Raw genomic sequence first — 26,232 nt, forward strand, 5'->3', positions numbered from 1 at the left:
CGGGGCCCTCGCCGCAGCGGATGACCACCGAAGCGGAGAACGTTACGGAGGACGTGCGGGCTCGGGTACTGGCCGGTTGTGGTGCCCACCGACCCGGCCGGAATTTTCTGCGGAAAATCGGTCTGCCAACGCGACAGCCCATACCCTGCCGACCGCCCACCCCAGCCACCACTCCCCTCCCCCGGACTCGACTCGGTGGGCTGAGACGGCGAATCCTGCGCGACTCACAACCACACCCCGGCCACTGCCGCCGGACCAACGCGAGGCGTCCGGGGATCGATCAACAGACCTTGCGGGCCCCGAGCGTCACAGATCCGCGGGGAGCACTGATCCACCGCTCCCCGGGCACGAGTGCGTGTACTGGAATTTTCTGCGGAAAATTCGGGGGGACAGAGAAGACCGCTGAACCATGGGGGAACGGTCGGTCAGCGGTACCGGATGTCCTGCCCAACCTAGGCATGCAGCCCTGCGACTCGGAGGCTGACGCTGAAGGCGACCCCGTGCTGACCGGGATGCCCGCGGTCGGCCAGGGCCACAGACGCGTCAGCGTCTTCGCTGCAGCAGATGACCACCTCAGCAGAGGACGCGGCATCGGGACTGTCGGGGTCCGCCAGTTGAACAGAAGGCCGTCGACACACGCCGGCAGCTGCCACTCCGCAGCCCGGCCCAGGGGTACACATTCGCTCCCCCGGTCTGCGGCTCGGGTCCTGGCCGGCTGTGGCGCCCGCCGACCCGGCCGAAATTTTCTGCAGAAAATCGGTCCGCCAACGCGACAGCCCATACCCTTCCGACCGCCCACCCCAGCCGCCACTCCCCTCCCCCGGACTCGACTCGGCGGGCTGAGACGGCGAATCCTGCGCGACTCACAACCACACCCCGGCCACTGCCGCCGGACCAATGTGAGGCCTATGGGGACCGGGAGCCGGGGTCGGTCGGCGGGCCTTGCGGGCCCTGCACGTCACGGATCCGCGGGGGAGTACCGATCCACCGCATCACGGGCGCGGGCACGCGTGCCGGAATTTTCTGCAGAAAATTCGGAAGGCGGAGAAGACCGTTGAACCAAAGGGGAGTGGTTGGTCAGCGGTACGGGATGTCCGACCCAACCTGGACGTGCAACCCTGCGGCTCGGAGGCTGACGCTGAAGACGACCCCGTGCCGACCGGGACAGCCACGGTCGCCCAGGGGCCCGCACGCATCCGGGTCTTCGCTGCAGCGGCTGACCACCGCAGCGGAGGACGTGCGGGCTCGGGTCCCGGCCGAGTGGAGTGCCCGCCGACCCGGCCGAAATTTTCTGCAGAAAATCGGTCCGCCGACGCGACGGTCCATGCGCTGCCGACCGCCCGCCTCGGCCACTGCCGCCGGGCCGACGTGGGGTGTCCAGGGAGCAAGAACCGAGGATCAGTCAACGGGCCTTGCGGGCCTTGAGCGTCACAGCTCCGCGGGGGGAGTACCGATCCATCGATACACCGCATCACGGGCGCGAGCGCGCATGCCGGAATTTTCTGCAGAAAATCCGGAGCGGCAGACAAGACCACCGAGCCATGGGGAAGTGGTCGGTCAGCAGTACCGGATGTCCCGTGCCGCCGGGCCTTGCCGGTGGTCCCGGATCAGCAGCCGGCCGGGGCCGGGCGGGGCGGCGCAGAACGGGCCGTGCAGGTTCAGGCCGTCGAGCTCCGTGGGGATGGCGACGCCGGCTCCGATGCAAGTCGGGTCGAGGGTCAGGCTCACGCGCGTTCCGCTGCCGTCCGGCGGCAGGAAGTCCTGGACGGCGCCGAGTGGACGAAGGCCCGAGCAGTGCTGTCGGAACCCCCGTCCGTCGCACCAGAGCTCGACGGTCACTGCGGCGGACAGCGCGGAAAGGGCTGACAGGGACCACCATTCGTTGCCGAGCAGGGACCCCGACGGTCCGAGGGTGGGGGAGTCCGATGCCGTCCAGCGGTGGAGCTGTGCCACCGACACGGTGATCCGTCGGTCGCCGAGGATGTCGATGCGGGCGCTCAGGGTGTGGGCCGGAGCGATGCTGCTCGCCGCGTGAAGCAGGTCGTCGCCCAGGGCGGAGAGCAGATTCGTGCCCAGCTGTGGGTCCCCGGGGGCGGCCCCGAAGAACATGGGCACGTTTCTGCGGACCGAAGCTCCGGACTCGGGCGCCTCGATCCAGATGTCGTCATAGGGGTGTTCCGCCACCAGGTGACGCTATCGCGCGTACCGTTGGGGTTCCGTCGGAGCCGTCGGAATTTTCCGCGGAAAATCGGTCGCCGGAGCTGCCGGGCGTCAGTCAGTCGGAGTTCTCCCAAACCAGCACTCCGGGACCGTCGGGGGTGAGGACCGGGATCCATGCCTCCGCCGCCTCCGAGAGCCGGGACTCGTCGAGGACCAGGGACGGTGGATAGAGGTCCTCGTGGGCACCGGAACCGTAGACCGCCAGGTCGTCGACGGCCGTCCGCAGCCGGTCGAGTACCCCGGTGGACCACTCCTGGCCACGCATGCCCCAGCCCTTGAGCTCGCCGACGAAGATCTTGTTCAGGTCCGCGTCCAGGTCCGTTCCGTAGAGCGGGACGAGGTACCCCTCCTGCTCGTACTGCGCGCAGGCGTGGCCGCCGCACTGGGTCTGGTAGATGACGCCGGTGGAGGCGGCCACGATGACGAACATCCAGCCTCCGCCGCAGCCGTCCGGGTCGAGGTAGACGTACCGCTTTGGGGCCGTCACGTCATGGGGTTGGTCGGGCATCGGGATCGGCCTCCGGTGTGGGTGCGGGTGTGCGGGCGCGGGTGTGCGGATGAGCGCCATCGAACCTCGGTCTGGCCCACCGGGCCATCGAATTTTCCGCGGAAAATTCGATGGCCCGCGGATCCGGCTGACGACGCGTCCGGGTCGCTGCGACGATGTTCCGATGCCTTCCCCCTCCCTCCCCGAGCTGTGGCTGCGCGGTGTCGCCGCCAACCCGGCCGCTCCCTCCGATGTCCTGCTGCGACTCCTGGCCCCTGAGGCGCGTGCCGCCTGGACGGTCCTCTGCCAGGAGAGGAGCCTTCCCGCGGATGTCATCGAGGCGGCGCTCAGCCACCCGGAGCGGGCGGTCCGCCGGGCCGTCGCCCGTAACCGGTACGTCGCGCCCGAGCAGCGCGGGCGGCTGGTCGACGACCCGGACGCGTTCGTCCGTGCCGCCCTGGCCTCGGGCCCGCGCCCGCGCCTGGACGTGGTCGAGGCGCTCCCCGACGACGTCCTCGAAGCGTTGCTGACAGCGCGCGATGACGACCGGCCAGGGCAACTGCTCAACGCCTACGAGATCAGGCAAGAGCTGGAGTTCTCCCGACAGATCCCGGCATCGTTCCGGCAGGGGATGATCGACCACCCTCATCCGGACCTACGGGCCCAGGCCACCGGCCTGTGGCTGTCGCTCACCCCCGCACAGCGTGAAGCGCTGCTCGCCGATCCGGATCCCGAGGTGTCCAAGGCGGCACGGCGGCGCGCCCGGAACCTGGACCCGGTGCCGATGGAGGCGGACCTGCCGGAGGAGGACTGCCACGGCCGGACCCTGCTCCTCCGCAACTACGCCATCTCCCAGGCGGTCGCCGAACGGTGCCTCGCGGAGCAGCGCGATCTGTTGTCACTCGCCGCCAACCCGTACACCCCCGCCGACATCGTCGCCCGCCTGGCGCGCGATCCCGATCCGAAGGTGCGCCGTCGGGTGGCCGCCCGGGCCGATCTGGATCCGGCGCTGCTGGCGGACCTCGCGGAGGATCCGGATGAGGCCGTGCGGACCCGGGCCCGGGTGCAGCCACACCCGAGGACCCGGTGGCAGTGCGTCGCCATCGATCAGGTCGTCGGGCTTGCAACGGAGTGCACCACGCACACGTTCTGCTGTGTCGGCCCGGTCGGCGCGATGTTCGGGGAACAGGGGGCGGGTTGGTACGAGGAGTGCGCGGTGTCGCCCGAGCCCCTGTTGCACCGGGTGGCGGCGTCGTACGCGTGGCTGTCGGGGGAGTCGGTGCGGAGCCTGGCCGCCCATCCCGATCCGCTGGTGCGGCACCTGTTGGCGCTCAACCATCCGCTGGCGCCGCCAGCGATCGTCCTCGACGCCTTCGTCGCCGTGCCGCGCCAGCGTCCGTACCTGCTGACGTTGTCCCGGCTTCCGCGCACCGGGCTGGGGCACCTCCTCGACCACGCCGACCCGGAGGTGCGGGCCCTGGCCGCCGCCGACCACGGTCTCGCCGAGCCGCCCGTCCGGCTGCTGTCCGACCCCGACCCCCTGGTCCGCCGGGCCGCGGCCGCCAACCCGTTGCTGCCGGTCGAGCTGGTCTCGTCCCTCCTGGACGACCCGGAGCTGGCCGAGGGAGCCGCGGCCAACCCGGTGCTGCCCGCTGAGCGGCTCCACCGACTGCTGGACCACGGCGGGGTTCCCGGTACGGCTACGTAAGGCGGGGGAGCGTGAGGCGTGGGGCGTCGGCTCGTACGGTCTGCTGCAAAGGCTTTGGATGTTCGGGCCGGGACGGGGAGACTCGGGTGCTGTGGACATGGGGATCTCTGGTTTCAAACCCTCCTTCCTGGTCGGGATCGAGGCGGCTCGGCAGGCGTACGGACCGCGTCTGGCGGCCCTGGCCGGCCGACGGCTGACGGGGTTCGCCCTGGTCCGGTTCGTCGAGGACGACGACTGGTTCGCCGATTGCCCGGTGGTGCTGGACTTCGACGGCGTCCAGGTGGAGGTCTGCCACACGAAGCTCGACGAGTTCTCGATCAGCTGGGACACGATCGACACTGCGGCGGACATCGCCGGGTGGGAGTGGTTCGAGCTCACGCCCCGGTGGTCGCGCAGTGACGAGCGCCTGGCGCCGTTCGTCGGTCGGGAGCTGTCCGAGGTCGCGCTTCTCGAGTGGCGCCCGGCGGGGAGAGTAGCGGTGGAGTTCACCTTCGCCGGGGAGTGTCTGCGGATCGCCAACGGCGCGGACGAGAATCGCATCGAGCTGGGCACGGCTCATCCGGACTACGTGCGGCACCGTCTGGACGGTTGAGGGCCACCGCTGGGTCGGCTCCGGTCGCTTTCCGGTCAGCTCCGGTCGCTGCCCGTTCGGTCGGTCGCTGTCCGCTCGGTCGCTGCCCGGCGTGGAAGCGACCCGGCGGAGTGGGCGGGGCAAGGTCGTCCTTGAGTCGCTTCGGTCGCTTCAGTCGCTCCGATCGTCCCGGCCGGGCTCGCCCCGACCACTTCGCTTCGGTCGCTTCAGTCGCTTCGGTCGCTCTGATCGGCTCACTGCGGTGCACGGCTCGGCGGGTGGCCGTGGGGGAGCGGGGGAGGGGCCCGGATAGGCTGTAACAGCACGTCAGATGGCCGTGAGCGGCCGGGGAGGGTCCTGGAGCATGGGGAAGAAGAGCGAGCTGGACGACCTGCGGGAGCGCCTGGCCACGCTGGAGGCGGAGGTCGACCGGCTGCGCGGCAGGACCGCAACGACCGAAGCAGCGGCAGCTACCGAAGCGACGGCAGCGACCAAGACAGCGATCGAAGCAACCACCGAAGCAGCGACTAAAGCGACCGAAGCAGCAACAAGGACCGACACAACGGCAGCAGTGACCACCGGTCCGAGCCGAGCGAAAGCACGTCCCATCCCGCAGGCCCGCCCCCGGGCGCTGGACACGGTCCACGAGGAGCTGCCCACACAACCCGGACTGCCCGCACACCCCGGGCAGCCGCAGTCGATGACCAGCATCGCCGACGTCCTCGGCGTGATGGTCTCCGGCCGGGTCGAGGAGCCGACCAGGATCCTGCGGGCCCACCCCGAGCCCGCCGAGCTGCCCGCGCCCCCGGAGGACCGGACCGTCCGGGCCACGGACAGTCGAAGCGCCTCGCCCGCCGGGCACGGCCAGTTCCTGGAGGGTCTCCTGTCCGGCCGCCCGGCCCTCCAGCCGTAGCAGCGACCGAAGCCCACAGCAGCGACTGAAACCGAAACAGCGACCGAAGCGAAACGAATGCGGTGGGGGTGCTACCCGAGCTCGGGTAGCACCCCCACCGCATTCGTCCGTGAAGCCGGACCTGGACGAGAACTGGACGAGACCTGTACCGGACCTGGACCGGCTCTGGACCCGATCCCGCAGCCGTCACGCCTTCGGCAGCGTTATCCCCAGCTCCAGCATCGCCGGCGAGGCCGGCCCGCCCTCGGAGCGCTCGGTCTTGTACCCCTTGACGCCGGGGGCGACCGTACGCGGGTCCACGGCCTCGGAGGGGGCGCCGGTGGTGTACAGGCCCTCCGGGTCCTGGTCGCGGTCGTGCGGCAGCAGCCAGAAGACGCGGCGGCGGAAGGTGCCCGAGGCCCGGGAGGACTTGGCGTCGGGGCCGAGGATCGCGTAGCCGACCATGCGGCCGTCGCGGTGGTACGCGGGGCGGCCGCGCCGGGTGGTGAGCCGGTCCAGCGACTGGCGGACGTAGTCGAGGTCGGTGGTGTCCTCGAGCCAGACGAGGTCGGTTTCGTGGGCGAGCTCGGCCGGGTCGATCAGCGCGCTCACGCGTTCTGCTCCTCTGTGTCGTCGGTGATCAGGCCGATGCCCGGGTAGTACTTGCGGCTGTTGGACAGGACCATCTCCTTGGGAGAGGTCATACCCAGTGTCTCGCGAACTCGTGCGGCGAACGCGCGGCCGGATACGGGATTGGCTCCCTCGAAGCCGCACCAACGGGTGTAGGCGCCGAAGAGCTGGGCCTGTTCGGCACGCATGCCCTCCCCTGTGATGCAGGCCTCCTTGAGGAAGCGGCCGACGTGGTCCTCGGTCTCGGCGTACGCCGTGGTGGCGGTCTGGACGGCCTGGGGACCGGCCAGGTCCTTCTCACCGGCGAAGTAGCGGCGGGCGCCGTCGATGAGCCAGGCGAGGATACCGGGGCCTTCCTCGGCGACGAGGACGTGGGCCAGGTTGTCGATCTTGCGTTCCTCGGGGACGACCCGCTCGAACGGGATCAGGCGCATGCGGCGCCAGAAGGCGAACCCGCCGGTGCCGACCTCGGGGCGGTGGTTGCCGAGCAGCCAGAGCTTGTGGGTGGGCTCGAAGGAGAAGAAGTCCTGCCGCATCCGGCGGGCCTTGATCTTGTCGCCGCCGGTCAGCAGCTTGACCCGGGCCTCGTCGAAGCGGTCGCCGGGCTTGAGCTCGGAGCAGACGATGATGCGTCGGCCGTGGAGTTCGGCGAGGTCGGTGGGGTGGCCGTCGAAGGTCTTGGCCATCAGGAAGCCGGGCGGGGCCGCGTCGGCGTAGTCGCCGAGCAGCTGGATCATGACGTCCAGGAGGACGGACTTGCCGTTCTTGCCCTGGCCGTAGAGGAACGGCATGACCTGGGCGCCGACGTCGCCGCTGATCGAGTAGCCGAGCAGCAGGTGGAGGAAGTCGCGGGTCTGGCGGCCTTCCTTGTCGTCGCCGAAGGTGTCGGTGAGGAAGCGGTCCCAGCGCGGGGTGGGCATCCGGGCGGGGGCGAGCGTGGTGGAGCGCGAGTGGTGGTGGACCTTGGGGTCGGGCGGGACGATCGCGCCGGTGCGCAGGTCGACGACGCCGCCGGGGGTGCACAGGGCGTAGGCGTCGGCGTCCAGCAGGGAGGCGTTGAGGACCATGCCGGGGGCCGACTTGGCCTGGGCGAGCATGGCGTTCATGCCCGAGGTGGACAGCGCCCGGCGGCGGTGCCGGCGCAGGTCGGTGTTGGTGTAGAGGCCGCGGGGGTCGTGGGTGGCGACGCTCTCGGCCATCTCGCCGGCGGCCCACAGGACGGTGTCGTCCTCGTCGAGCTGCCAGCGGTGGGTGGCCCAGCGGTACCAGCCGATGCCGGGGACGTGGCGGTAGTCGCGTCCGTAGAGGTGGACGAAGAGCTTGGCGTTGCCGCGGTCGGACAGGGAGTCGGGCAGGAGGCCGTGCGGGCTCGCCTGCGGGCCCGCCGCGGGCCGGTCCGAACGGGACTGGTCCGGATGGGCCTCAGGCGCCCCAGGGGCCTCCTGGGCCCCCCGGGGGGCCTCCTGGCGCTCGACCCCGGAGGCCCCCTTGGAGCGCCTGGCGGGGGCCTGTGGGGCCTCGGCGGGGGCGGGTGTGTCGAGGAGACTCTCCTGGACCGCGGTGCCGTGCCAGGGGGCCTGTGCGGGCCCGGGGACCGGCGGGTAGTACTCCAGGATCTGCTGGGCAGCGGCCACGGGGTCGAAGACCGTCCTCTTGCGGGGGCTGTCGCTCATCCTCGCGCCTTCCCGATGTGCAGGGGCTGCCGGGCCCCGGCCGCGAGGCCGGAGCGGATCACGGCGGAGCTCTGCCGGTCCTGGGAGGGGCGGGCCGTGCGAGCGGCGTCGGCGAGCAGTTGCTCGGCGACGGCGTGGGTCAGGTGTCCTGCGGAGACGAGGCCGCCCACGGTGAAGGCGGCACGGTTGAGCTTTCCGGTGAAACCGGCCCCCTCGGGGACGGTCGCACAGTCGGTGACGTCCTGGAGGACGGTGTCGAGGACCTTCTCCGCACCGCGCTTCCCGCCGCCCGCGGCGACCACGGCCTGGCGGGCGCGGTCGGGGACGGAGGGCTGCAGGGTGCCGGACCCGGGCGTCCCGGGCTGCTGGTTCGGGCGGTCCTTGAGGTGGCCGGTGCGGATGAGTTCCTCGGCCAGCCACTGGGGGAGCGGGGCGGGAACCGTCGCACCGGCCAGCGGGGTGTAGCTGCCACCGGTGGTGACGGTGCTGGGAGCGACGATGTAACCGCCGTGGGCACGGACGTCGACCTGCCAGGCGAGGGCCCGGCCGGGGGAGGAGCCGGTGGAGCAGGTGAAGCGGTGCCGGGCCTCGTCGCGGTACCAGATGTGCAGGCCCCCGGAGGGGGTGCGCACCCGCAGGGTCCCCGTGTCCTGGGACGGGTCCGGGGCCTGGCGCAGTGCGGCGAGCAGCGCGAGGGTGTGGTAGCCGTTCTCCAGTCCGTCCAGGTTGACCCCGTCGTGGATCGGGATGCCCGGCAGCAGACGGTCCCGGGCGGGGACCTCGGTGGCGTGGCTGTCCACGTCGATGACGACCAGGCCGGCCGGACCGCAGGCGACCCCGGTGCCGAAACCCGGGTTGACCCGCCACCAGGCGCCGAGCAGGTCCTGATCGGTGGTGGCGGCGTGGAAGCCGTGGCACCAGCGACCGACCCGGTGGCACGGGCAGTCGGTGGGGGAGTGCGGCGATTCCTGGCAGGGCTGGCAGTTCGCGGGCGGGGTCTTGCGTCCCGGGGCAAGCGGATGGACCGGCCAGCCCTGGGCGGCACACCAGCGCGCGACGGCCAGTGCGTCCGGCTGACGCTCCGTTCGGTCGCTCCCCACGGCCATCGGCGCCGTCACGCTGGTCCCTTCCCCGTTGGTTCAGTAGCTACTGAAGCCGCTTCGGTAGCTCAGTAGCTGTCCGGACTTGAGTCGCTCATTCAGTCGCTGAGAGCAAAAAGCCAGGTCAGAGCACTGGCGGGTGCCGGATCAGCGACTGAAGCGACCGAAGTCCAGAAGATAGCTCACACAGACTAGCCGAGCGAGCACATACGGTCCCGGACTGCAGGTACTTGTGGGGAAACTGAGCGACCGAACCCTGGGGGAGCGACCGAGTCGCTTTGGTCGCTGTTCTCGGTCCACTGACGTTTCCGCAGGTCAGAACCGATTTTCCCAACAAACAGCGACTGAAGCGACTGAAGCCCGGGTCTATAACGCACACACGCACATGGGAATGTCTTCATATACCCAACCTTGAGTCGCTTGGGTCGCTGAGGGGGTGGGTACATGGCCTCTGACCTGGGATTTTGTCCAGCGACTGAAGCCCAGCGACTGAAAGCTACTGAGTCTCTCGGGGCCCAGGGCCCGGCGTGTCGTGGCGCCGGGTGCAGGTCGAAGCTGCCGGTTCGGTCGCTTGGGTCGCTTCAGTAGCTCGGGGGTGCCGGGGGCTCCCTGGGTCGCTGGCCGGCCCAGGCCGAGGGGCCCCTGGAGCCAGGGTCGGTCGTCGTCCAGTTGCAGGAGCACTTCCCGAACTGGGTCGCTTCGGTCGCTTGAGTCGCTCGGTCGCTGTCCCCGGGAAACGGTCTTCTGCCTGTCAGCCCTGGTGAACGGGGCGTCCGCCGGGAAGCGACCGAAGGCCGGCGACTGAAAAGCCGCCGAGCGACGCAGCTACTGAAGCGACCCAAGCGACTCTGAGCTGGACATGCCGCTGCCCGTGGGAGCTGGGTGAGTGCTTGGGAACGGCGTTATGAGCAGGGCCCTCGGCCCTGCGGCCTGTGTCAGTGCGGCCCACTATGGTCGGCGCATGGGTCATGCAGCAGACGTCCGGCTTGCCGCCGGGGCCGAGGAGAGCTGGTACCTGGAAACGGTGTTCACACCGGGGACACGGCTCGGAAGGCGTCCCGATGATCCGACGATCCTCGTCCAGGTCGTCGAGGTGAGCGAAGTGACCACGATCCGCGTCCCCAGCGGCCGTCTCGTTGTGGACTCACCCTGGCCAGAGGATGACGACCCGGAGCTGACGGTGCGGGTCGCCCGGGAACTGGCGGAACGGATCCCGCCAGGTACCTACCGGGTGGAGGCCGCTTGGACGCAAGCGCCGTACGAGTTCATGGGCGAGCGTTTCGACGGCCGGGAGGTAGCCGCTGTTCGCCTCTGCATCGCAGATGCCCCCGTTGTGAGGTGGGAGCTTGCCCTCGGGGTCCGGGACGACATCGCGACGATTCGTCCCGGGGACCGGATCGGGTTCAACTCGGAGACGAACATGGGGAGCTTCTCCGATGCCGCCGCCTGGCCCGCACTGACCGCTCCGTTCCGCGAGTTCTGGCGAGGAATCCGCGCCGGGAACCGGCAGCCCCGTGAGACGGAGGGTCTTCTCGACGACTGTTTCGAGCGCGCGAGCGATGAGGGGCACGGAGCGGACCTTGTGACCTTCCCTGCCGAAGGACCCTCCGTCGTCTGGCTGGGGCGCACAGCGAGAGGAGCCATCGCCGCGGTCGCTGTGGCCGATGGATATCACGTGTCCGACCGGATTCCTCCGCCCTGAGATGCTGGCAGGCAGGAACGGGCTCCGCTGCCGGACGACGGTCGTACCCTCCATCGTCTCGAAGGCCCGGGCCGGAGGCCCGGGTTTCGGGGGAGACCGCGTGCAGTAGCGTCGACAGGGCCATCCTGGTGTCCCCGGCTGGTCCCGGCTGGTCCCCGGCCGGAGACGGCTGTCCTGCTGCACGGTGAGGTGTCCCCATCGGCGAGAAGAGCGGATCGGTGCTGGCCGGATGGCTGCGCGGTCTCGACGCATCAGAGTTGGAGCGGGTGCTGGCGGCCCGACCGGATGCCGTGGCGGCTCCGGAGCCGCGTTCGGTCGGTGAGCTGGCGGACCGTCTCCAGCGCCCGGCCTCGGTGGCGCTGGCCCTGCCCCGGCTGCCGCTGCCGTGCCTCCAGGTGGCGGAAGCCGTCGCCGCGGTGGCCCCCGCCTCGCGCGACGAGGTGGCGGGCCTGCTGGACGCGACGCAGGGGGAGCGTGCCCGCGGACTCGCCACCGCCCTGGAGGCGCTGGCCGATCGCGCGCTGGTGTGGCCGGGCGGCGACGGCCGGCTGCAGATGGCGGCGGCCTTGCGCAGCGCGTGGAGCTCGCCGCTGGGGCTCGACGCACCGCTGGCGCGACTCCTCGCGGGCAGCAGCTCCGACGAACTGGCCCGGATGGCGGCGAAACTCGGCGTCAAACCCGCCGCCAAGAGGAAGGAGCAGCGGCTGGCGGCGCTGGTCGAGCACCACAGCGATCCCGCCCGCCTTGCCGCGCTGGTGGCCACGGCGCCTGCGGCCACCCGGAAGCTGCTCGAACGGCGGGCCCAACAGGCCCCGCAACGATCGGGCTTCATCATGTTCGGAAGCCCGCAGGCCGACGCCACACCAGCCGAACAGTGGGCGGTGGAACGGGGACTGCTGATCCGGGAGCGGTACGGGTACGGGCCGGCCCGGATGCCCTCCGAGGTGGCCCGCGCGCTGCGCGGCGCGCACTGGCACGCCCCGTTCACCCCCGAGCCGCCGGACGTGCGGACGGTGCCCGTCACCGCCGAGGCGGTCGCACGGGAGGCCGCGGCCGCCGCGATGGCGTTCGTCGGCCACGCCACCGCCGTCCTCGGGACGTGCGCCGCCGCCCCACCGGCGCGGCTCAAGGCAGGCGGGGTCGGTGCCCGCGAGCTGGCCCGGCTCGGCAAGGCGGCGCAGTGCGACGAGCTCGTGGTGCGCCTCGTGGTGGAGACGGCGGCCGCGGCCGGGCTGTTGGCCCGGGACGGCGACCGGGTCGCGGCGACCGCCGCCTACGACAGCTGGGCCGCAGGGGAACCGGCCGAGCGGCTCGCCGTGCTGCTCCGGTCCTGGTGGGCGCTGCCGTTGACCCCCGGCGGGAGCCGCGACGAGGACGGGAAGGCCCTGCCGGCGTTGGCCGCGACGCCGCCGTGCGCGGGCTGCGTCCAGGCTCGGCACGGGCTGCTCACCGCGGCGGCGCGGCTCCCGGCCGGTGAAGGCGCGGCGAACCCGGCGGACCTGGGCGCACTGCTCGGCTGGTTCCGTCCGCTCGCCGACGAACTGCACCAGGACGCAACGCCGTTCGCCACCCTGATCCGGGAGGCGGAGCTGCTCGGCGCACTGGCCCTGGGTGCGGTGTCGCCGCTCGGGGCCGCCCTTTCGACAGGCGAGGGCGAGGGCGAGGCCGAGGCCCTGAGCGACGCCTGTCGCCGGCTGCTGCCCGCCGCCAGCGGGGCCGCCCGCTTCGGCAGCGACCTGACGGCCGTGGTCGCCGGCACGCCGTCGGCGCACCTGCACGCGCTGCTGGACTGCGCCGCGGACCGGGAGAGCGCCGGTGCGGCCTCCGTCTGGCGGTTCAGCCCGGGCAGCGTCCGCCGCGCCCTCGACGCGGGCCTCACGCCCGACGCCCTCACGGCGGACCTGGCCGCCGTCGCCGTCGAACCGCTGCCCCAGCCGCTCTCCTACCTGATCCACGACACCGCACGCGGCCACGGCCGGGTACGCGTCGTCGCTGCGGCCTGTGTGATCCACGGCCAGGAGCCCGCGCTCCTTGCCGAACTGGCCGTCCACCGAAAGCTCGCCGAACTCGGCCTGCGGCAGCTGGCACCGACGGTGCTGATCAGCCGGACCCCACCGGAGCGGACCCTCGCGGCCCTGCGTGCCGCAGGTTACGCCCCCGTGGCCGAGGAGCCCGATGGGACGGTCCGCATCGAGCGCGTCCGGCAGCACCGCGCGGCGGGCGCCGTGCCGTCCGCGCGTCGGTCCGGCGGCGGCGCCCGCTCTCGGCGGACGGGCACCGGCACCGCGACGGCGGACGCGCCGGTCGACCTGCGGGCCCTCGCTGTCCGGCTCCGCGACGCCCCGCAGGAGGTGCCGGGGCCCGACCCGGACGACGGCCGCCCGTACGACGGTGACACCGAGGAGATCATCGCCGGGTACGCGCGCAACCTCTCCGCCACCGACGTCCGTCAACTGGCCCACGCCGTCGACGAGAAGCGGGCCGTCGCGATCGAGTACGTCGCCACCTCCGGCAACACCACCGTCCGCACCCTCAGCCGGCTCGACCTGGACGCCCCCTACCTTCACGCCTGGTGCCATCTGCGCGACGACGAGCGGGTGTTCACCCTCTCCCGCATCCACGGGGTGATGCCCGCGTAGCCCGGTCCATGGCGGTGCCGCCACCGGTCACCCGGCGCAGCGCGTCGGTGAACTCGGCGATGCGGCTGACGCGGTCCTTGAGCAGGTATCCGACGCCGCCCCGGGCGTCGGCGAGCAGGCGGCCCGCGTACTCCTGCTCGACGTACTGCGACAGGACCAGGACGGGAAGTCCGGGATGGTCGCTGCGGGCCCGGAGGGCGGTCCGGATACCCTCGTCGCGGAAGGTCGGGGGCAGTCGCACGTCCACGATCGCGACGTCCGGTCGGTGGGTGTCGACGGAGTCGAGGAAGGCGGGGGCGTTGGCCGCGATCGCGACGACCTGCCGGGCAACACCCCCACCCTCCGCAGTCCGCACGCCGACGGCTGCCAGGTCTTCCCCTCGGGTGAACGGGTCGACGTCACCGAGCAGCTCCTCCTCGACCCCGGCGGGTACGTCTCCACCACTGCGGACGTCAACACCTTGAATGGCACCACCGGCACCGGCCGTCGCACCGTCACCGTCTCCATGTCCACGGCCCTGGGCAGCTCGCCCGACGACGCACTCCGGCAGGAGCGAGCCGCCAGCGTCCTCGTCGACCACGCGCTGTGCGACGGCCTCGGCAACGGACGGGACACGTGAGGGTCGGCCCATCGTCAACCCGGTTGGTGCGGCGGGTGATTGGCACGATCGTGTGACGCGGTGGTGCACCGGGCACCCCAGCGGTGCCCGGTGCGCGAGGATCGCATCCGGCGAGAGGCCCGGGCACGGGCGATCAGGACGACGAGGAGGCGGCAGTGAAAGCGTTCCACCCCACCTTCGGCCGGCAGTTGTGGCCCGAGGGCCTGCGCGTCCTCCAGGTGTACGCGCGGCCGGACCTCCCCGAGGGATCCGCCCTGCGCACCCTGCTCGGCGACCTGCGCAAGTCGCTGGCCGGCTTCCCCGTGGTCCCGGTGCCCGACGACCGCGCGCACATCACCCTCGACATGATCACCTCCGTACCCGCCGACGCCGTCGGCGAGGCCGAACGCCGTGAGCTCGCCGAAGGGTTGCGGGCGGCCGTCGCCGGCGCGGGGCCACTCGTCCTCCAGGCGGGATCCCCGCTCGCCTACCGCACCGGCGTACGGCTCGACCTCCACCCCGACCACCAACTCGCCGACCTCCAGCACCGGGTGCGCGCCGCGATCCACCGGGTCTGCGGCCCCGACTCCACCGCCTACCCGCTCGGCGTGCTCCACATGACCGCCGGGTACGCGGCCTCGGACCTCGACACCGACGAGCTGGCACAGGTCGTCCACCGCGTCCGGCCCGGTCACGCGCCCGTCACGGTGCGCCGGATCGAGCTGATCGAGGTCTACTGGCGACGCGTGCCGGTGGACGGGGGAGATGCGGGCGCCGGGGCCGTCGGCTGGCAGATCTGCTGGGACACCGTCGCCGTCGTCCCGCTCGACGCCACGCTCGACGCCACGCCCGCCGCCGAGCAGCCGTCAGGACGATGACGCGGGCAGCCGCCGACGTCCCAGGGCGTCGGCGAGCGCGTCGCTCCGGGGGCGGGTGAGGTCGAGCGCCCACAGCACCGCCGACTCCTCCGCGTCCGGCTCTCCCGCGTCCGGCTCGGCCTGCCGATGGCTGCCGCCGCTCAGTGGGGAGTCGGTGCCACCGGGGTGCCCCGCGGCAGGCCGTCTGCTCCGCAGGAGGTGGTCGGCCGTGTCCCGGGCGGAGTCGCCGGGCGCCCCGTTGGCCGTAAGAGCCGCGCTCACCACGGCCGGTGCCTCCGGCGGCAGCACGTCCTCGGTGAGCAGCGGCAGCAGGAGGAGGAGTCGGGCCGGGGTGTCGTGCACGCCGGGTATGGTCGGGTCGGGTGTCCCGGCGATGTGCACGAGGTCGTGCCACGACAGGCCCGGGCCGTACCAGCAGTCGCCGTCGGAGCCGGCCAGTTGCTCGGCCCGGGGCCAGTCCCCGTGGGCCAGCAGGTAGTCGGTGCCGTAGTCGCCGATGAGGTTCCGGTGCACGAGGACGACGCTGTGGCCGCCGTGGAACGGGATGCGGAACACCGGCCAGGCCCGGTTGTCCAGGAGGACCTCGGACAGGGCGTCGGTGTCCGCACCGTCGTCACCGAACCACTCGGGCACCGGCCGGGCGTCACCCGGGGCGAACCGGCACATGGCCAGCAGGTGGTGGGACCAGAACCCGGCACGCTCCACCAGCCGCTCGCCCGCCACCAGCGGCCCGTCGTCGTATCCCTTGATCAGCACGGACCGGAGTCTCCCAGGCCCCACCGACGTTCCGTCGCGCCCGGGCGGGGGTGCCTCGTGACGTGCCTCTCGACCTGGCGTGGGCCGGGCTCCCCTTCGTACGATCCGGCCTCGGGCCAGGGGACACGGAAACCGATTTCGACGGCTGAACACGATCGGGCGCCGCCCCGGCGCCACACACTACGCGGGGCGGGCGGCCAGGGACCACCGGGAGATGAGTTGCCGCAGCAGACCGTCCGTACGACCGTGGCCGTGCCGCCGGTAGCCGTAGGGCGAGAGCCTGACGGGCGGAGCGGGCGGCAGGTGACCGCGGTCCCGATCGCGGCGCTGCGATCGGCGGACTCTCCCCGCGGTCGCGGGCTGGACGCGGGGCACGTCGCGTTGCTGGCGGCCGTCGACGGGCCCTTGCCCCCGATCCTGGTGCACCGTGCGGACCTGCGGATCATCGACGGGACGCACCGTGTCGAAGCCGCCCGGCAGCAGGGGCGAACGGTCATCGGTGTCGAGTTCTTCGACGGCACGGCGCACGAGGCGTTCCTGCGCTCGGTCGAGACGAACACGCGCCACGGCCTGCCGCTCTCACCCGAGGACCGGCGTGCCGCCGCCGCCCGTATCCTCGGGACGCACCCGCAGCTGTCCGACCGGGCGATCGCAGGGATGGCGGGTCTCGGCGCCAAGGCGGTCGCGTCCCTGCGACGCCGTTCAACTGCGGCCGCGCCGCAGTCGGACACCTCGCAGGACAGCCGTCAGGACACCCCTCGGGACACGCCTCAGGACGCCCGGATCGGCCGTGACGGCCGGGTCCGGGCGGTCAGTGGCAGGGAAGGGCGGCTGCGGGCCGTCGCGCTGATCGCCGAGGACCCGCAGGCGTCGTTGCGCACGATCTCCCGGAATGCCGGGATATCGCCCGCCACCGCCGCCGACGTCCGCAAGCGCCTGGCTGCGGGCCTGCCGCCGGTGTCCGGCACCACCACGGAGGTCGGCCCTGGGCCCTCCATCGCCGTCGTGCCGGACAGCCGTGCCGCCGACCGCCGCCGCGAGCGTGCGGTCCCGGTGTCGGCCCCGGCCCCCTCGTCGGTGCCCGGGCCCGACTCGCTGCTGGAGAGGCTCTTCCGCGACCCGTCGCTGCGGCTGAGGGAGGACGGTCGCCAGCTCCTGCGGTTGCTGCGGCAGAACGCTGACGCCGAGTGGTCCGAGCTGGTCCCCGCCGTGCCCGCGCACTGCGGGAGCCAGGTCGGCCACCTCGCGCGCCAGTACGCCGCCGACTGGCTCGAGTTCGCCCGCCGGCTGGACGCGCGCGGCCGTTCGGAGGCCGACGCGACTACTACTTGAGGCTCTCGGCGACCCGGACGAGCTCCTGATCGGAGAGGTCGACGGGCGCGCCGGTGGAGACCGTGAAGGTGTACGTGCCGTCGAACCAGGTCAGTGAACGGGGCCCGAGGTTCGGATCGGCGCTGGTGAAGGTCGCGGGATGACCCTTGACCACCGTGGTGGGGCGGCCGGCCGGTCCGGGACCGGCGCCGCGGGTCTGGCGGACGATCAGGGAGGCCCCCACCCCGGGCTCGGTTCCGACGTGGTAGCCGGTAGCCGGTGGCCGGTGGCCCAGTTCGGCCGGTCCTCGGGGAACGGCTCCAGGCCGGGGATCTGGGCCATCTGGTCCTGCGGATAGGGGAAGTAGTGGTCCGGGAGGTACGTCGGGAGAGCGAGGTCGCGGCCGTCGAAGTGGACCACCGGGCGGCCGATGCCCAAAGGGCGGGTTCGCCGGGTCGATCCTGGGCAGGCCAGCCCTTCGACACTTGGGGACCACATCGGCGGAAATAGGGTCACTGCCGGGAGCGGAAGCGGGGTGGGCAGCGGTCGCAGAGGTGGGGCGAGCGGGCGGCCGGTGATGTGGAGGCCCGGCGCAGGTGGGCATGGAGTTCCGTCCAGACTTCGTCCGGTGTGGGCGGGCGGAGGTAGTGGCCCACTGCCAGGGCGCCGCTGAGCATCAGGCAGTGCCACAGGTAGCGCCGGAGGCGGCGCAGCTGCCGAGCCGTTGACCGGGTTGGTCCCGATACGGACGGGTTCTCGGTCATCCTGTTCCTTGCTCCTCGGACGTCGGGGACAGCCGATGCTGCTCCCGGTCGCTTGAGCCGCGTTCGACCGGCGGTGTCGGGGTTCAAGGAAGGATTGACGCCGGTTCGAGTGCGCGCTGAGAACCTCACCTCCCCGATGTTCGGCACTACGGAGGTGACCATGTCCGAGCCCACCGCCGCCGTGAACCAGGCGAGGCTCCTGGAGATGATGACGGCGTTCAAGTCGACGTACCTGCTGCGCGCCGCGATCCGGCTGAGGGTCTTCGACGCCCTGGCCGTGGCGCCCTGCGATCCCGACGACGTGGCGGCGATCCTGCGGACCAACCCCCGGGCCACGCGCATCCTGCTGCGCGCGCTGACCGCGGCCGGGCTGCTGCGAATGGAGGGGGAGCAGTTCACGCTCCCCGAGGGCGTCCGTGAACTGCTGGTGACCACCAGCCCCCAGTACTGCGGCGGCATCGCAGAGGTCGCGGCGAGCGACTGGGAGTGGGACGCGCTGCGGGACCTCGACGAGGTCGTGCGCCACGGCAGCTCCCGGATGGAGCGCAACGCCGAGTCGGCCGACTTCCCGTACTGGGTGGACTTCGCGACGCACCTCACCTTCGCCACCAGGCCCGGCGCGCAGTTCCTGGCCGAGAGTACGGTGGCCTGGGCCAAGGCGCGTGGCTCCCTCGACGTGCTCGACGTCGGCTGCGGACACGGGCTGTTCGGCTTCGCGATCGCCGAGGGCGATCCCCGGGCCCAGGTGACCTGCCTGGACTGGCCCGACGTCCTGGACGTCGCCCGGCGGCACGCGGACCGGCTCGGGGTCGGCGAGCGGGTCCGGTACCTGCCCGGCGACGCCTTCGCGGTGGACCTCGATGGCGAGTACGACGTGATCGTCCTGGGCAACTTCCTGTTCCAGTTCCCGGTACGGCGCTGCATCGAGCTGGTACGGCGCCTGGCGGGCCGCCTCAAGCCCGGCGGGCGGGTGGTGATCGCCGGCTTCACCACCGGGGACCGGCCGCCCGCGCAGGACTACCACGCCCACCTGCTGAACCTACTGATGCTGGCCTGGACGACGCAGGGTGAACTGCACTCGCCCGACATGTACCGCAAGATCCTCGCCGCCGCTGGACTGGGCGGCGTCGAGGTCGCCGAACGGCCGGGCCTGCCGTTCCGCTTCATCACCGGGGAGTCGGTGTGACCCGGGACCTTCCCCCCAGCGCCACCCTCACCCTTCGCTTCCAAGGAGCAATGGCATGACGGTTGAGTCCGCGACCACGGACACCGGGACCTTCGCCGACGTGGTGATCGCCGGCGGTGGCCCGGTCGGGCTGATGCTGGCCTGCGAGTTGGGCCTCGCCGGGGTGCGGGCCGTGGTACTGGAGCGCGACGCGACACGCCCGGCCGTCGCGCGGGCCTGGGGGCTGCACGCGCGCACCGTCGAGACCCTCGACCGGCGCGGGCTGCTGGCCCCGCTGCTGCACGAGAAGGCCGCCTGGCCGAAGATGCCCTTTGCCGGCCTGTGGCCGCTGCTCCAGTTGGACAGGATCGCGGCCGACCACCCGTACCTGCTCAACGTGCCGCAGACCCGGGTCGAGGAGGTGCTTGAGGAGCGGGCCCGAGCACTCGGCGCGACCGTCCTGGCCGGCCATGAGGTCGCCGGACTCAGCCAGGACGAGCAGGGCGTCACCGTCGAGGTCACCACCGCGCACGGCACCGAGCGGCTGCGCGGCCGTTACCTGGTCGGCTGCGACGGCGGCCGCAGCACCGTGCGCCGGCTGGCCGGGATCGGCTTCCCCGGCACGGACCCCACCGTGGGTGGGATGCTCTGCGACTGCACGCTGCCGACCATGGCGCAGGAGCGCCGGGGCATCACCCGGACCGAGGTCGGAACGGTCAACATCAACCCGCGCCCCAACGGGGTGGTCCGGATCGTCACCACCGAGTTCGGGCGGCCGCACCCGGACCGGGACGCGCAAGTCACCTTCGAGGAGTTTCGCGGCGCCGTCCGGCGCATCCTCGGCCGGGATCTGGACATCGTCGAGCCGACCTTCATGACCCGGTTCGGCGACGCCACCCGCCAGGCGGACCGCTACCGCGAGGGCCGCGTTCTGCTGGCGGGCGATGCCGCGCACATCCATTTCCCGTACGGCGGGCTCGGGTTGAACCTCGGCCTGCAGGACGCGGTCAACCTCGGCTGGAAGCTCGCCGGGCAGCTCCAGGGGTGGGCGCCGGACGGGCTCCTCGACAGCTACCAGGCCGAGCGATACCCGGCCGCGGAGGCGGTGCTGGACTACAGCCGGACCCAGCTCGCGCTGCTGAACCCGGACCGGAACGTCACGGCGCTGCGCGAGCTGTTCTCCAGGCTGCTCGAATTCCCCGAGGTCAACCGCTTCCTGTCGGAGCTGGCGACCGGCGTCGGCACCCGCTATGGAAGCGGAGCCGGCGAGGAGGGTGCGGCTGGCACCTTCGCGTGCGACCTGCCGCTGGGGACGGCGGACGGCGACACCACGCTGGTGGAACTGCTGCGGCCCGGGCAGGGTGTGCTGCTGGACTTCACCGGCAAGGCGGTCGAGGCGGCCGCGGCCTGGGCGTCCCGGGTCCGTACGGTCCGGGTGGGCACGCCCACCCCGCCGGCCGGCGCGATGCTGGTGCGGCCCGACGGTTACCTGGCCTGGTCGGGCGAGGCGGCGGACGAGGCGCTGACGCGGGCCCTCACCACCTGGTTCGGGGCGGTCTGATCCACGACATCGAGGGGGTGGTCCGGCCGCACGGCCGGACCACCCCCTCGACGTTCGCGCTCCCGGCCGTCAGCCGTCCCGGTCGGCGCCGGCGCGGGCGCGGTGCGCGGGGTGCCGGGAGCCGACGACCCGGCCGCGGCGGAAGATTTCGTCCAGCGCCCGCATGTAGTTCGCCGGCAGTCGCCGGTCGGCGGCCGCGGCGTTGTCGTCGAGCTGGGCCACCCGGGTGCTGCCGGGGATCGGTGTCACCGAGTTGTCCCGGGTGAGCAGCCAGGACAGTGCCAACTGCGCCTGGCTCATGCCGAGTTGATCCGCCAACGCGGCGGCCTCCTGCAGCGGCCGACGGTTGGTGCGGAAGTTGTCGCCCTGCAGCCTGGGATGGTTGCGCCGGTGGTCACGGTCGCCCAGACCGTTCGGGTCCCGGAGGGCGCCGGCGAGGAAGCCCTTGCCGAGCGGACTGTGGGCGAGCAGGCTCACGCCCAACTCCCGTGCGGTGGGTAGGATCTCGTCCTCGACGTGGCGCTCCCAGAGCGAGTACTCGCTCTCCACGGCGGCGATCGGGTGGACCCTCGCCGCGCGGCGCAGCGTGTCGGCGGAGACCTCCGAGAGCGCGATGTGCCCGATCTTCCCCTCGGCCAGCAGGTCGACCAGCGCGCCGACGCTCTCCTCCACGGGGACGGCCGGATCGACCCGGCCCAGGCAGTAGACGTCGATGTGCGTGACGTTCAGCCGCCGCAGCGAGGCCTCGCAGGCCTGCCGCAGGTAGACCCGTCGGCCGTCCAGGACCGACGGGGGACCGCCGGGAACCCGCGAGCGGACGCCGCCGCGGGTGATGATGACGGCCTGCTCGCGCCGCCTGGCCAGGGCCCGGCCCAGCAACTCCTCGTTCGCGCCGCCGGCGTAGAAGTCGGCGGTGTCGAAGGCGGTGATCCCGAGGTCCAGCGCGCGGTGGACGATGCGTACGGCCTCCTCCCGCGTGGTGGGGCGGTAGCCGCCCGTGAGGCCCATGCACCCCAGCCCGACCGTCGATACCTCGGGCCCCGCGGCGCCCAGTTTCCGTGTGTCCACGTCGTGACCTCCATGATCCTCTGACGCTGCACGGGCGATCGTCGCCGGGGCGTCTCGATCTCGGCTCGATCCGCCCGATGCGAGGCCGGGTACGAGTCCCGCTGGAGTCGGCGTCGAGTGTGCGTCGGCAGATTGACCGGCACCGGCGTCCGTCCGCGGACGGACATTGCGGCGCAGCCGATCACGAGGAGCCAACATGCCGACCAGCCCCAGGAACTCCGTTCACTCCGTCACCGTCGATGCCCCGCCGGAGGCGGTGTTCGACCTGGTGGCCGACACCGATCAGCACCGCAGGATCTTCGGCTCGGTGATCCACACCGCGCGCGAGCAGCAGTCCGAGTCGCGCGACCGGGTGGAGCGCTGGTCATGGGACCGGGCGAGCGACTCCGTCCGCAGCTGGCAGGCCTCCCGCGAACTGGACCGGGCCGCCGGGCGGATCGCCTTCACGCACGAGAACCCCCCGGTGGGCCTGGGCGCGGTGTCCGGCGAGTGGGTGTTCCGGACGAACGGTGCCGGCGCCACCGAGGTGGAGCTGCGCCACGAGTTCAGCCCGGTCAGTGGCGCCGGCGACGAGGTGGCCGCGCAGCTGGACCGGGGCGTCACCGCCCAGCTGGAGCAGCTGCGGACCTTCGTCGAGTCGCGGGCCGACCGGGACGAGCTGGAGGTCTCGTACGAGGCTCAGCTCCTCATCGACGAGCCGGTCGAGGACATCTACGGGTACTTCCACGATGCCGACCGCTGGAACGAGCGCATCCCGCACTGCCTGAGCGCCAGTGCCAAGCAGGACGCCGACGGCGTCCAGATCGTGGTGATGGACGTGCAGGTGCCCAGCGGGGCGCTGCACACGACCAAGCAGGCCCGGGTCTGCTACCCCGACGAGAAGATCGTCTGGCGCCAGCTGGAGGGCCTCCCGCCGCTGGACGACATGCTCTACGGCTACATGCTCTTCGAGCAGACCCCCGAGGGCGTCCTGGTGCGCACCGGCCAGACCGAGCTGCTGAAGCGTACCGGCGTCGCCAAGCGTGGCTGGAGCGTTGAGGAGGCCAAAGAGCACGTCGCAGAGGTCCGCGGAGGCCGCAACCTCGACTCGCTGAGGAGCGCGCAGGAGTACCTCAGCCGGCGGCGCGCCTGACGGTGTCGAGCTCGCAGCCGTCGGGCTGCGGGCTCCCCGCCACACCACATCCATACGGAAGGAGCCGTTTCGTCATGCCTGAATCAGCGACGACCCATCGCACCAAACACAGCATCGTCGTCAACGCGCCGGTGGACACCGTGTACGGCCTGATCGCCGACGTCGAGCAGTGGCCGACCGTCTTCCCGCCCACCATGCACTCCGAAGTGGTCGAGCGCGGTGAGGGCACCGAGCGTATCCGGCTCTGGGCGCTGGCCAACGGCGAGGTGAAGACCTGGACCTCGCGGCGCACCCTGGACCCGGTGGGCCGGTCGGTCCGCTTCCGGCAGGAGGTCTCGCAGCCCCCGGTCAGGTCGATGGGCGGTGCGTGGGAGTTGAGCCCGCAGTCCGACCGGCGGACCCTGGTCGTGCTCCTCCACGACTTCCAGGCGCTGGGCGACGATCCCGAGGGTGTCCGCGTGATCGAGCGGGCGGTGGACCACAACAGCCGGGTGGAGCTCGAACGGCTCCGGAACGTGGCCGAACTGCCAGGCGAGCAAGGCGAGTTGACGGTCTCCTTCGCCGACACCGTGCGGATCCGTGGCAGGGCGGGCGACGTCTACCGATTCCTGTACCAGGCGGACCGCTGGCCGGACCGGCTGCCGCACGTCGCCCGGTTGGTGCTTCGCGAGGACGCGCCGGGCATCCAGGAGATGGAGATGGACACCCGCTCCGCCGACAGTGAGACGCACACCACGAGTTCCGTACGGGTGTGCTTCCCCGAGCACCGGATCGTGTACAAGCAGACGGTGCTTCCCGCCGTCATGACCGTGCACACCGGTGAGTGGTCGGTCGAGCAGCAGGGCGACTCCGTGCTGGCGACGTCCCGGCACACCGTCGTGCTCGACCCCGAGGGCGTCGCCAAGGCGCTCGGACCGGCGGTGTCGATCGCCGAGGCGAAGGAGCTGGCGAAGACCGCCCTGAGCAAGAACAGCCGCACCACGCTCGAACACGCCCGCCGGTTCGCCGAGGAGGCGCAGCACGGGGAGGCGCGGCATGGCTGAGCCGGACACCGTGGCCGTCGACGGCCTGCTAGGGGCGGCTGCCCGCGAGTACCCGCGAAAGACTGCGATCCGGGCGTTCTACGGCGACATCAGCTACGCCGAACTCGACCGCGCTGCCACCATGTGCGCGGCAGCCCTGCGGGGGCTGTTGGGCGAGGAGCGCTGCGTGGTCGCCGTGGCCTCGCCCGTCCACCCGGACTTCATGGTCGCGTTCTACGGCGTGATCCGCAGCGGCAACATCGTCGCCCCGATCAACCCGATGCTGCCACCGCACCTGTTGCACCACCTGCTCGCCACCTCCGGCGCCAGGCTCGCCTTCGTGACCGCCGAGTTGTTCGCGTCACTACGGCGGGTGCGGGACCGGCTGCCCGAGCTACGGGAGGCGGTCCTGGTCGGGCCCGGCCCGCGGGCGGACGCCAACGACATCCGTACGATCGACGACCTGAGCGCGGCGTACGAGGTCCGCGGCAACGCGATGTCCGCGCCGCCGGCTCCGGTGGCTGACGACGTGGCCTGCATCCAGTTCACCAGCGGGACGACCGGGCCGCCTCGGGGCGTTCTGCTCAGTCACCGTAACCTGACCGTCAACGCGGCACAGGTGGCCCGGGCGCACCGGCTGGAGCCGGACTCGGTGCTGCTCAACCACCTGCCCAAGTTCCACCTGATGCACCTCAACGCGGGGGTGTACGCGGGGGCGACGCAGGTGGCGTGCACCGACTCCGACAACGTGGCGGCGGTCGAGGCGGCGAACGCCTCCGGGGCGACGCACTTCTACACCATCCCGATGAAGCTGAACCGCCTGGTCGACGACCCGCGGCTGGCGGGCCTCGGGCTGACCTCGGTCCGGATGATCGCCTCGGGCGGCAGCGCGCTGTCGGCCCGGGTGGGCCGGGAGCTTTCGGCGCACTTCGGGGTGCCGGTGTTCCAGGGCTACGGCTTGGCCGAGACCTCGCCGCTGACCCACTCGGCGACCCCCGACGACCCGCGCCCCGGCTCGGTCGGCCCGACGGTGGCCGACACCGAGTGCCGGATCGTCGATCTGGAATCCGGCGGGGTGCTGACGGCCGGTCGGCGTGGCGAGATCCAGGTCCGCGGGCCGCAGGTGATGCTCGGCTACCTGGACCCGGACGAGCCGACCCGGATCGACGCCGACGGCTGGCTGGCCACCGGCGACATCGGGTATCTCGACAGCGAGGACCGCCTCTTCGTGGTGGACCGCATCAAGGATCTGTTCAAGTGCGACAACTACATGGTGTCGCCGACCGAGATCGAGGAGTTGCTTGCGGCCCATCCGCTGGTCCGGGAGTCCGCAGTGGTCGATCTGCCCGATCCGGTGAGCGGCGCGGTCGCCGCCGCGTTCGTGGCCCTCACCGAACCGGGTCCGGAGGCCGGCCGCGGGCAACTGCTCGCCGGAATCGCCGAGTTCGCCGGGCGGGATGTGCCGTACTACCAGCGGGTGCGCCACCTGGAGCTCGTGGACGCGGTGCCCCGCTCGCCGAACGGCAAGGCCCAGCGGCGCGAGCTGCGGGCCGAACTCGTCACCCGTCGGGAGCTCACCGTCCGCCCGACCGGGGAGCCCGAGCGCGACCGGGGCTTCGGGGCCCCGGGGGAGGGCCGGGACCTGAGCGGACTGGTCGCCGCGGTGGCGCGCTTCACCACGAAGGGTGACCCCGAGGAGTTCGAGGCGTTCTTCCTGGAGCACGTGCGGTTCATGCGCGCCCAGCCGGGGTTCGGCTCCCAGCACGTCCTCACGCTCGCCGCGGACCCGTCGGTCTACGTCAACCTCGGTTGGTGGCTCAACCCGGCGGCGTTCCAGGCCATCACGCAGGACCCCCGGTTCCAGGAGCACCAAGAGGCCATGCGGGGCCTGTTGGCGGACGCGGAGGTGGACCTGCACACGAACCTCTTCCGGGTCGACGGCACGCCGTCGACCGGCGAGGCCGGGCGGTCGGTGCCGCCGGTCGTCATGCTCAGCCGGTACCGGCTCACCGGCTCGGCCGAGGAGTTCGAGGGCGCGTTCTTCCGGTACGCCAAGCACCTGCGGACGCTGCCCGGCTTCGGTTGGGCGGACCTCGGCCGCTCGACGGCCAGCCCGGGGCTCTACACCGGGGTCAGCTACTGGTGGGATGCGCAGGAGCAGTGGCGCGCCGAGTCCTGCGCCGCCCACCGGGGCCTGGCGGAGTTCGCGGAGGTCCGCCAGGAGCGGCTCGAACACCTGGCGTGGAACGGCCCGTCGGACGGGGCGGGCGCCTGATTCCAGCGCCGACATCCTGACACCGTTGCGGATGTCCGGCAGCACGAAGCGGCGCGACCTCCGTGGTCGCGCCGCTTCGT

At 72.1% G+C, this 26,232-nt stretch carries 21 protein-coding genes and 1 pseudogene; 13 read left to right on the forward strand and 9 right to left on the reverse strand.

The features are described 5' to 3' along the window. Positions 1-1,557: 1,557 nt before the first annotated feature. Together ACIP4P_RS07270 and ACIP4P_RS07275 are read right to left on the reverse strand one after the other, a co-directional pair. Entirely contained in the window at positions 1,558-2,184 is a 627-nt protein-coding gene (locus ACIP4P_RS07270; RefSeq protein WP_400915638.1) for a hypothetical protein, read from the reverse strand. A 91-nt stretch (positions 2,185-2,275) separates the two neighbouring features. Continuing rightward, the gene (locus ACIP4P_RS07275; RefSeq protein ID WP_400915640.1) at positions 2,276-2,707 is read right to left on the reverse strand and encodes a DUF6210 family protein; all 432 of its coding nucleotides are present in this window, start codon (positions 2,705-2,707) and stop codon (positions 2,276-2,278) included. Positions 2,708-2,891: 184 nt separating this feature from the next. Here ACIP4P_RS07275 and ACIP4P_RS07280 point away from each other — a divergent pair, with 184 nt between their 5' ends. The 3 genes from ACIP4P_RS07280 to ACIP4P_RS07290 all read left to right on the forward strand — a co-directional run bounded on the left by ACIP4P_RS07280 (position 2,892) and on the right by ACIP4P_RS07290 (position 5,899). Then, entirely contained in the window at positions 2,892-4,415 is a 1,524-nt protein-coding gene (locus ACIP4P_RS07280) for a hypothetical protein (RefSeq protein WP_400915641.1), read from the forward strand. Positions 4,416-4,512: 97 nt separating this feature from the next. Next, complete coding sequence (locus ACIP4P_RS07285; RefSeq protein WP_400916398.1) at positions 4,513-5,007, forward strand: hypothetical protein; 495 nt, start codon at positions 4,513-4,515, stop codon at positions 5,005-5,007. A 343-nt stretch (positions 5,008-5,350) separates the two neighbouring features. After that, entirely contained in the window at positions 5,351-5,899 is a 549-nt protein-coding gene (locus tag ACIP4P_RS07290; RefSeq protein ID WP_400915643.1) for a hypothetical protein, read from the forward strand. Positions 5,900-6,085: 186 nt separating this feature from the next. Here ACIP4P_RS07290 and ACIP4P_RS07295 read toward each other — a convergent pair whose 3' ends face one another. The 3 genes from ACIP4P_RS07295 to ACIP4P_RS07305 are packed head-to-tail and all read right to left on the reverse strand — an operon-like array spanning position 6,086 to position 9,287. Next, complete coding sequence (locus ACIP4P_RS07295; RefSeq protein ID WP_350512420.1) at positions 6,086-6,490, reverse strand: DUF6009 family protein; 405 nt, start codon at positions 6,488-6,490, stop codon at positions 6,086-6,088. Continuing rightward, a complete protein-coding gene (locus ACIP4P_RS07300; protein WP_400915645.1) occupies positions 6,487-8,181 on the reverse strand; it encodes a phage/plasmid primase, P4 family in 1,695 nt (564 codons plus the stop codon). Before ACIP4P_RS07300 ends, ACIP4P_RS07295 begins: the two co-directional genes overlap by 4 nt. Further along, entirely contained in the window at positions 8,178-9,287 is a 1,110-nt protein-coding gene (locus ACIP4P_RS07305; RefSeq protein WP_400915647.1) for a bifunctional DNA primase/polymerase, read from the reverse strand. Before ACIP4P_RS07305 ends, ACIP4P_RS07300 begins: the two co-directional genes overlap by 4 nt. Before the next feature lie 955 nt (positions 9,288-10,242). Between ACIP4P_RS07305 and ACIP4P_RS07310 the strand changes: the two genes are divergently transcribed. Then, the gene (locus ACIP4P_RS07310; protein WP_400915648.1) at positions 10,243-10,983 is read left to right on the forward strand and encodes a DUF4241 domain-containing protein; all 741 of its coding nucleotides are present in this window, start codon (positions 10,243-10,245) and stop codon (positions 10,981-10,983) included. A gap of 218 nt (positions 10,984-11,201) precedes the next feature. Further along, positions 11,202-13,622 carry a helicase C-terminal domain-containing protein gene (locus ACIP4P_RS07315; protein WP_400915650.1) on the forward strand — a complete coding sequence of 807 codons (2,421 nt, stop codon included), beginning with the start codon at positions 11,202-11,204 and terminating at the stop codon, positions 13,620-13,622. Between the two features lie 4 nt (positions 13,623-13,626). Here the strand turns inward: ACIP4P_RS07315 and ACIP4P_RS07320 are convergent. After that, positions 13,627-13,992, reverse strand: a pseudogene (locus tag ACIP4P_RS07320) (response regulator transcription factor); the annotation flags it as partial. Here ACIP4P_RS07320 and ACIP4P_RS07325 point away from each other — a divergent pair. Both ACIP4P_RS07325 and ACIP4P_RS07330 read left to right on the forward strand, forming a co-directional pair. Further along, positions 13,888-14,241 carry a hypothetical protein gene (locus tag ACIP4P_RS07325; protein WP_400916435.1) on the forward strand — a complete coding sequence of 118 codons (354 nt, stop codon included), beginning with the start codon at positions 13,888-13,890 and terminating at the stop codon, positions 14,239-14,241. The pseudogene ACIP4P_RS07320 and the gene ACIP4P_RS07325 overlap by 105 nt on opposite strands. Before the next feature lie 155 nt (positions 14,242-14,396). Further along, positions 14,397-15,098 carry a 2'-5' RNA ligase family protein gene (locus ACIP4P_RS07330; protein WP_400915652.1) on the forward strand — a complete coding sequence of 234 codons (702 nt, stop codon included), beginning with the start codon at positions 14,397-14,399 and terminating at the stop codon, positions 15,096-15,098. Here the strand turns inward: ACIP4P_RS07330 and ACIP4P_RS07335 are convergent. Next, positions 15,087-15,854 carry a hypothetical protein gene (locus ACIP4P_RS07335; protein ID WP_400915654.1) on the reverse strand — a complete coding sequence of 256 codons (768 nt, stop codon included), beginning with the start codon at positions 15,852-15,854 and terminating at the stop codon, positions 15,087-15,089. The genes ACIP4P_RS07330 and ACIP4P_RS07335 overlap by 12 nt on opposite strands. 303 nt (positions 15,855-16,157) lie before the next feature. On the opposite strand from ACIP4P_RS07335, the gene ACIP4P_RS07340 reads away from it, so the two are divergent. Further along, positions 16,158-17,186, forward strand: coding sequence for a transcriptional regulator (locus tag ACIP4P_RS07340; protein ID WP_400915655.1), 1,029 nt, complete (start codon positions 16,158-16,160; stop codon positions 17,184-17,186). On the opposite strand, the gene ACIP4P_RS07345 is transcribed toward ACIP4P_RS07340, so the two are convergent. Further along, positions 17,179-17,409, reverse strand: a complete 231-nt coding sequence (locus ACIP4P_RS07345; protein WP_400915657.1) for a hypothetical protein — start codon at positions 17,407-17,409, stop codon at positions 17,179-17,181. The two genes, ACIP4P_RS07340 and ACIP4P_RS07345, sit on opposite strands and share 8 nt — an antisense overlap. A 680-nt stretch (positions 17,410-18,089) precedes the next feature. On the opposite strand from ACIP4P_RS07345, the gene ACIP4P_RS07350 reads away from it, so the two are divergent. Together ACIP4P_RS07350 and ACIP4P_RS07355 are read left to right on the forward strand one after the other, a co-directional pair. Further along, positions 18,090-19,115, forward strand: coding sequence for a methyltransferase (locus tag ACIP4P_RS07350; RefSeq protein WP_400915658.1), 1,026 nt, complete (start codon positions 18,090-18,092; stop codon positions 19,113-19,115). Positions 19,116-19,170: 55 nt separating this feature from the next. Further along, entirely contained in the window at positions 19,171-20,655 is a 1,485-nt protein-coding gene (locus ACIP4P_RS07355) for an FAD-dependent monooxygenase (RefSeq protein ID WP_400915660.1), read from the forward strand. 69 nt (positions 20,656-20,724) lie between these two features. On the opposite strand, the gene ACIP4P_RS07360 is transcribed toward ACIP4P_RS07355, so the two are convergent. Beyond that, positions 20,725-21,723 carry an aldo/keto reductase gene (locus ACIP4P_RS07360; RefSeq protein WP_400915662.1) on the reverse strand — a complete coding sequence of 333 codons (999 nt, stop codon included), beginning with the start codon at positions 21,721-21,723 and terminating at the stop codon, positions 20,725-20,727. Between the two features lie 196 nt (positions 21,724-21,919). Here ACIP4P_RS07360 and ACIP4P_RS07365 point away from each other — a divergent pair, with 196 nt between their 5' ends. The 3 genes from ACIP4P_RS07365 (at position 21,920) to ACIP4P_RS07375 (ending at position 26,152) form a co-directional block, all read left to right on the forward strand. After that, positions 21,920-22,855, forward strand: coding sequence for an SRPBCC family protein (locus ACIP4P_RS07365; RefSeq protein WP_400915664.1), 936 nt, complete (start codon positions 21,920-21,922; stop codon positions 22,853-22,855). A gap of 74 nt (positions 22,856-22,929) precedes the next feature. Beyond that, positions 22,930-23,898 carry an aromatase/cyclase gene (locus tag ACIP4P_RS07370; RefSeq protein WP_400915665.1) on the forward strand — a complete coding sequence of 323 codons (969 nt, stop codon included), beginning with the start codon at positions 22,930-22,932 and terminating at the stop codon, positions 23,896-23,898. Further along, positions 23,891-26,152, forward strand: a complete 2,262-nt coding sequence (locus ACIP4P_RS07375; RefSeq protein WP_400915667.1) for an AMP-binding protein — start codon at positions 23,891-23,893, stop codon at positions 26,150-26,152. The genes ACIP4P_RS07370 and ACIP4P_RS07375 overlap by 8 nt, the downstream gene beginning before the upstream one ends. Positions 26,153-26,232: the final 80 nt, after the last annotated feature.

The sequence above is a fragment of the Kitasatospora sp. NPDC089509 genome (assembly GCF_044749365.1).
Taxonomy (GTDB): Bacteria; Actinomycetota; Actinomycetes; order Streptomycetales; family Streptomycetaceae; genus Kitasatospora.

What these genes read in the sequence shown, in the direction of transcription:
- ACIP4P_RS07285 (WP_400916398.1), top strand. Translation starts at nt 4,513, where the DNA reads ATGGGGATCTCTGGTTTCAAACCCTCCTTCCTGGTCGGGATCGAGGCG.
- ACIP4P_RS07355 (WP_400915660.1), top strand. Translation starts at nt 19,171, where the DNA reads ATGACGGTTGAGTCCGCGACCACGGACACCGGGACCTTCGCCGACGTG.
- ACIP4P_RS07370 (WP_400915665.1), top strand. Translation starts at nt 22,930, where the DNA reads ATGCCTGAATCAGCGACGACCCATCGCACCAAACACAGCATCGTCGTC.
- ACIP4P_RS07305 (WP_400915647.1), bottom strand. Translation starts at nt 9,287, where the DNA reads ATGGCCGTGGGGAGCGACCGAACGGAGCGTCAGCCGGACGCACTGGCC.
- ACIP4P_RS07375 (WP_400915667.1), top strand. Translation starts at nt 23,891, where the DNA reads ATGGCTGAGCCGGACACCGTGGCCGTCGACGGCCTGCTAGGGGCGGCT.
- ACIP4P_RS07280 (WP_400915641.1), top strand. Translation starts at nt 2,892, where the DNA reads ATGCCTTCCCCCTCCCTCCCCGAGCTGTGGCTGCGCGGTGTCGCCGCC.
- ACIP4P_RS07310 (WP_400915648.1), top strand. Translation starts at nt 10,243, where the DNA reads ATGGGTCATGCAGCAGACGTCCGGCTTGCCGCCGGGGCCGAGGAGAGC.
- ACIP4P_RS07365 (WP_400915664.1), top strand. Translation starts at nt 21,920, where the DNA reads ATGCCGACCAGCCCCAGGAACTCCGTTCACTCCGTCACCGTCGATGCC.
- ACIP4P_RS07290 (WP_400915643.1), top strand. Translation starts at nt 5,351, where the DNA reads ATGGGGAAGAAGAGCGAGCTGGACGACCTGCGGGAGCGCCTGGCCACG.
- ACIP4P_RS07350 (WP_400915658.1), top strand. Translation starts at nt 18,090, where the DNA reads ATGTCCGAGCCCACCGCCGCCGTGAACCAGGCGAGGCTCCTGGAGATG.
- ACIP4P_RS07300 (WP_400915645.1), bottom strand. Translation starts at nt 8,181, where the DNA reads ATGAGCGACAGCCCCCGCAAGAGGACGGTCTTCGACCCCGTGGCCGCT.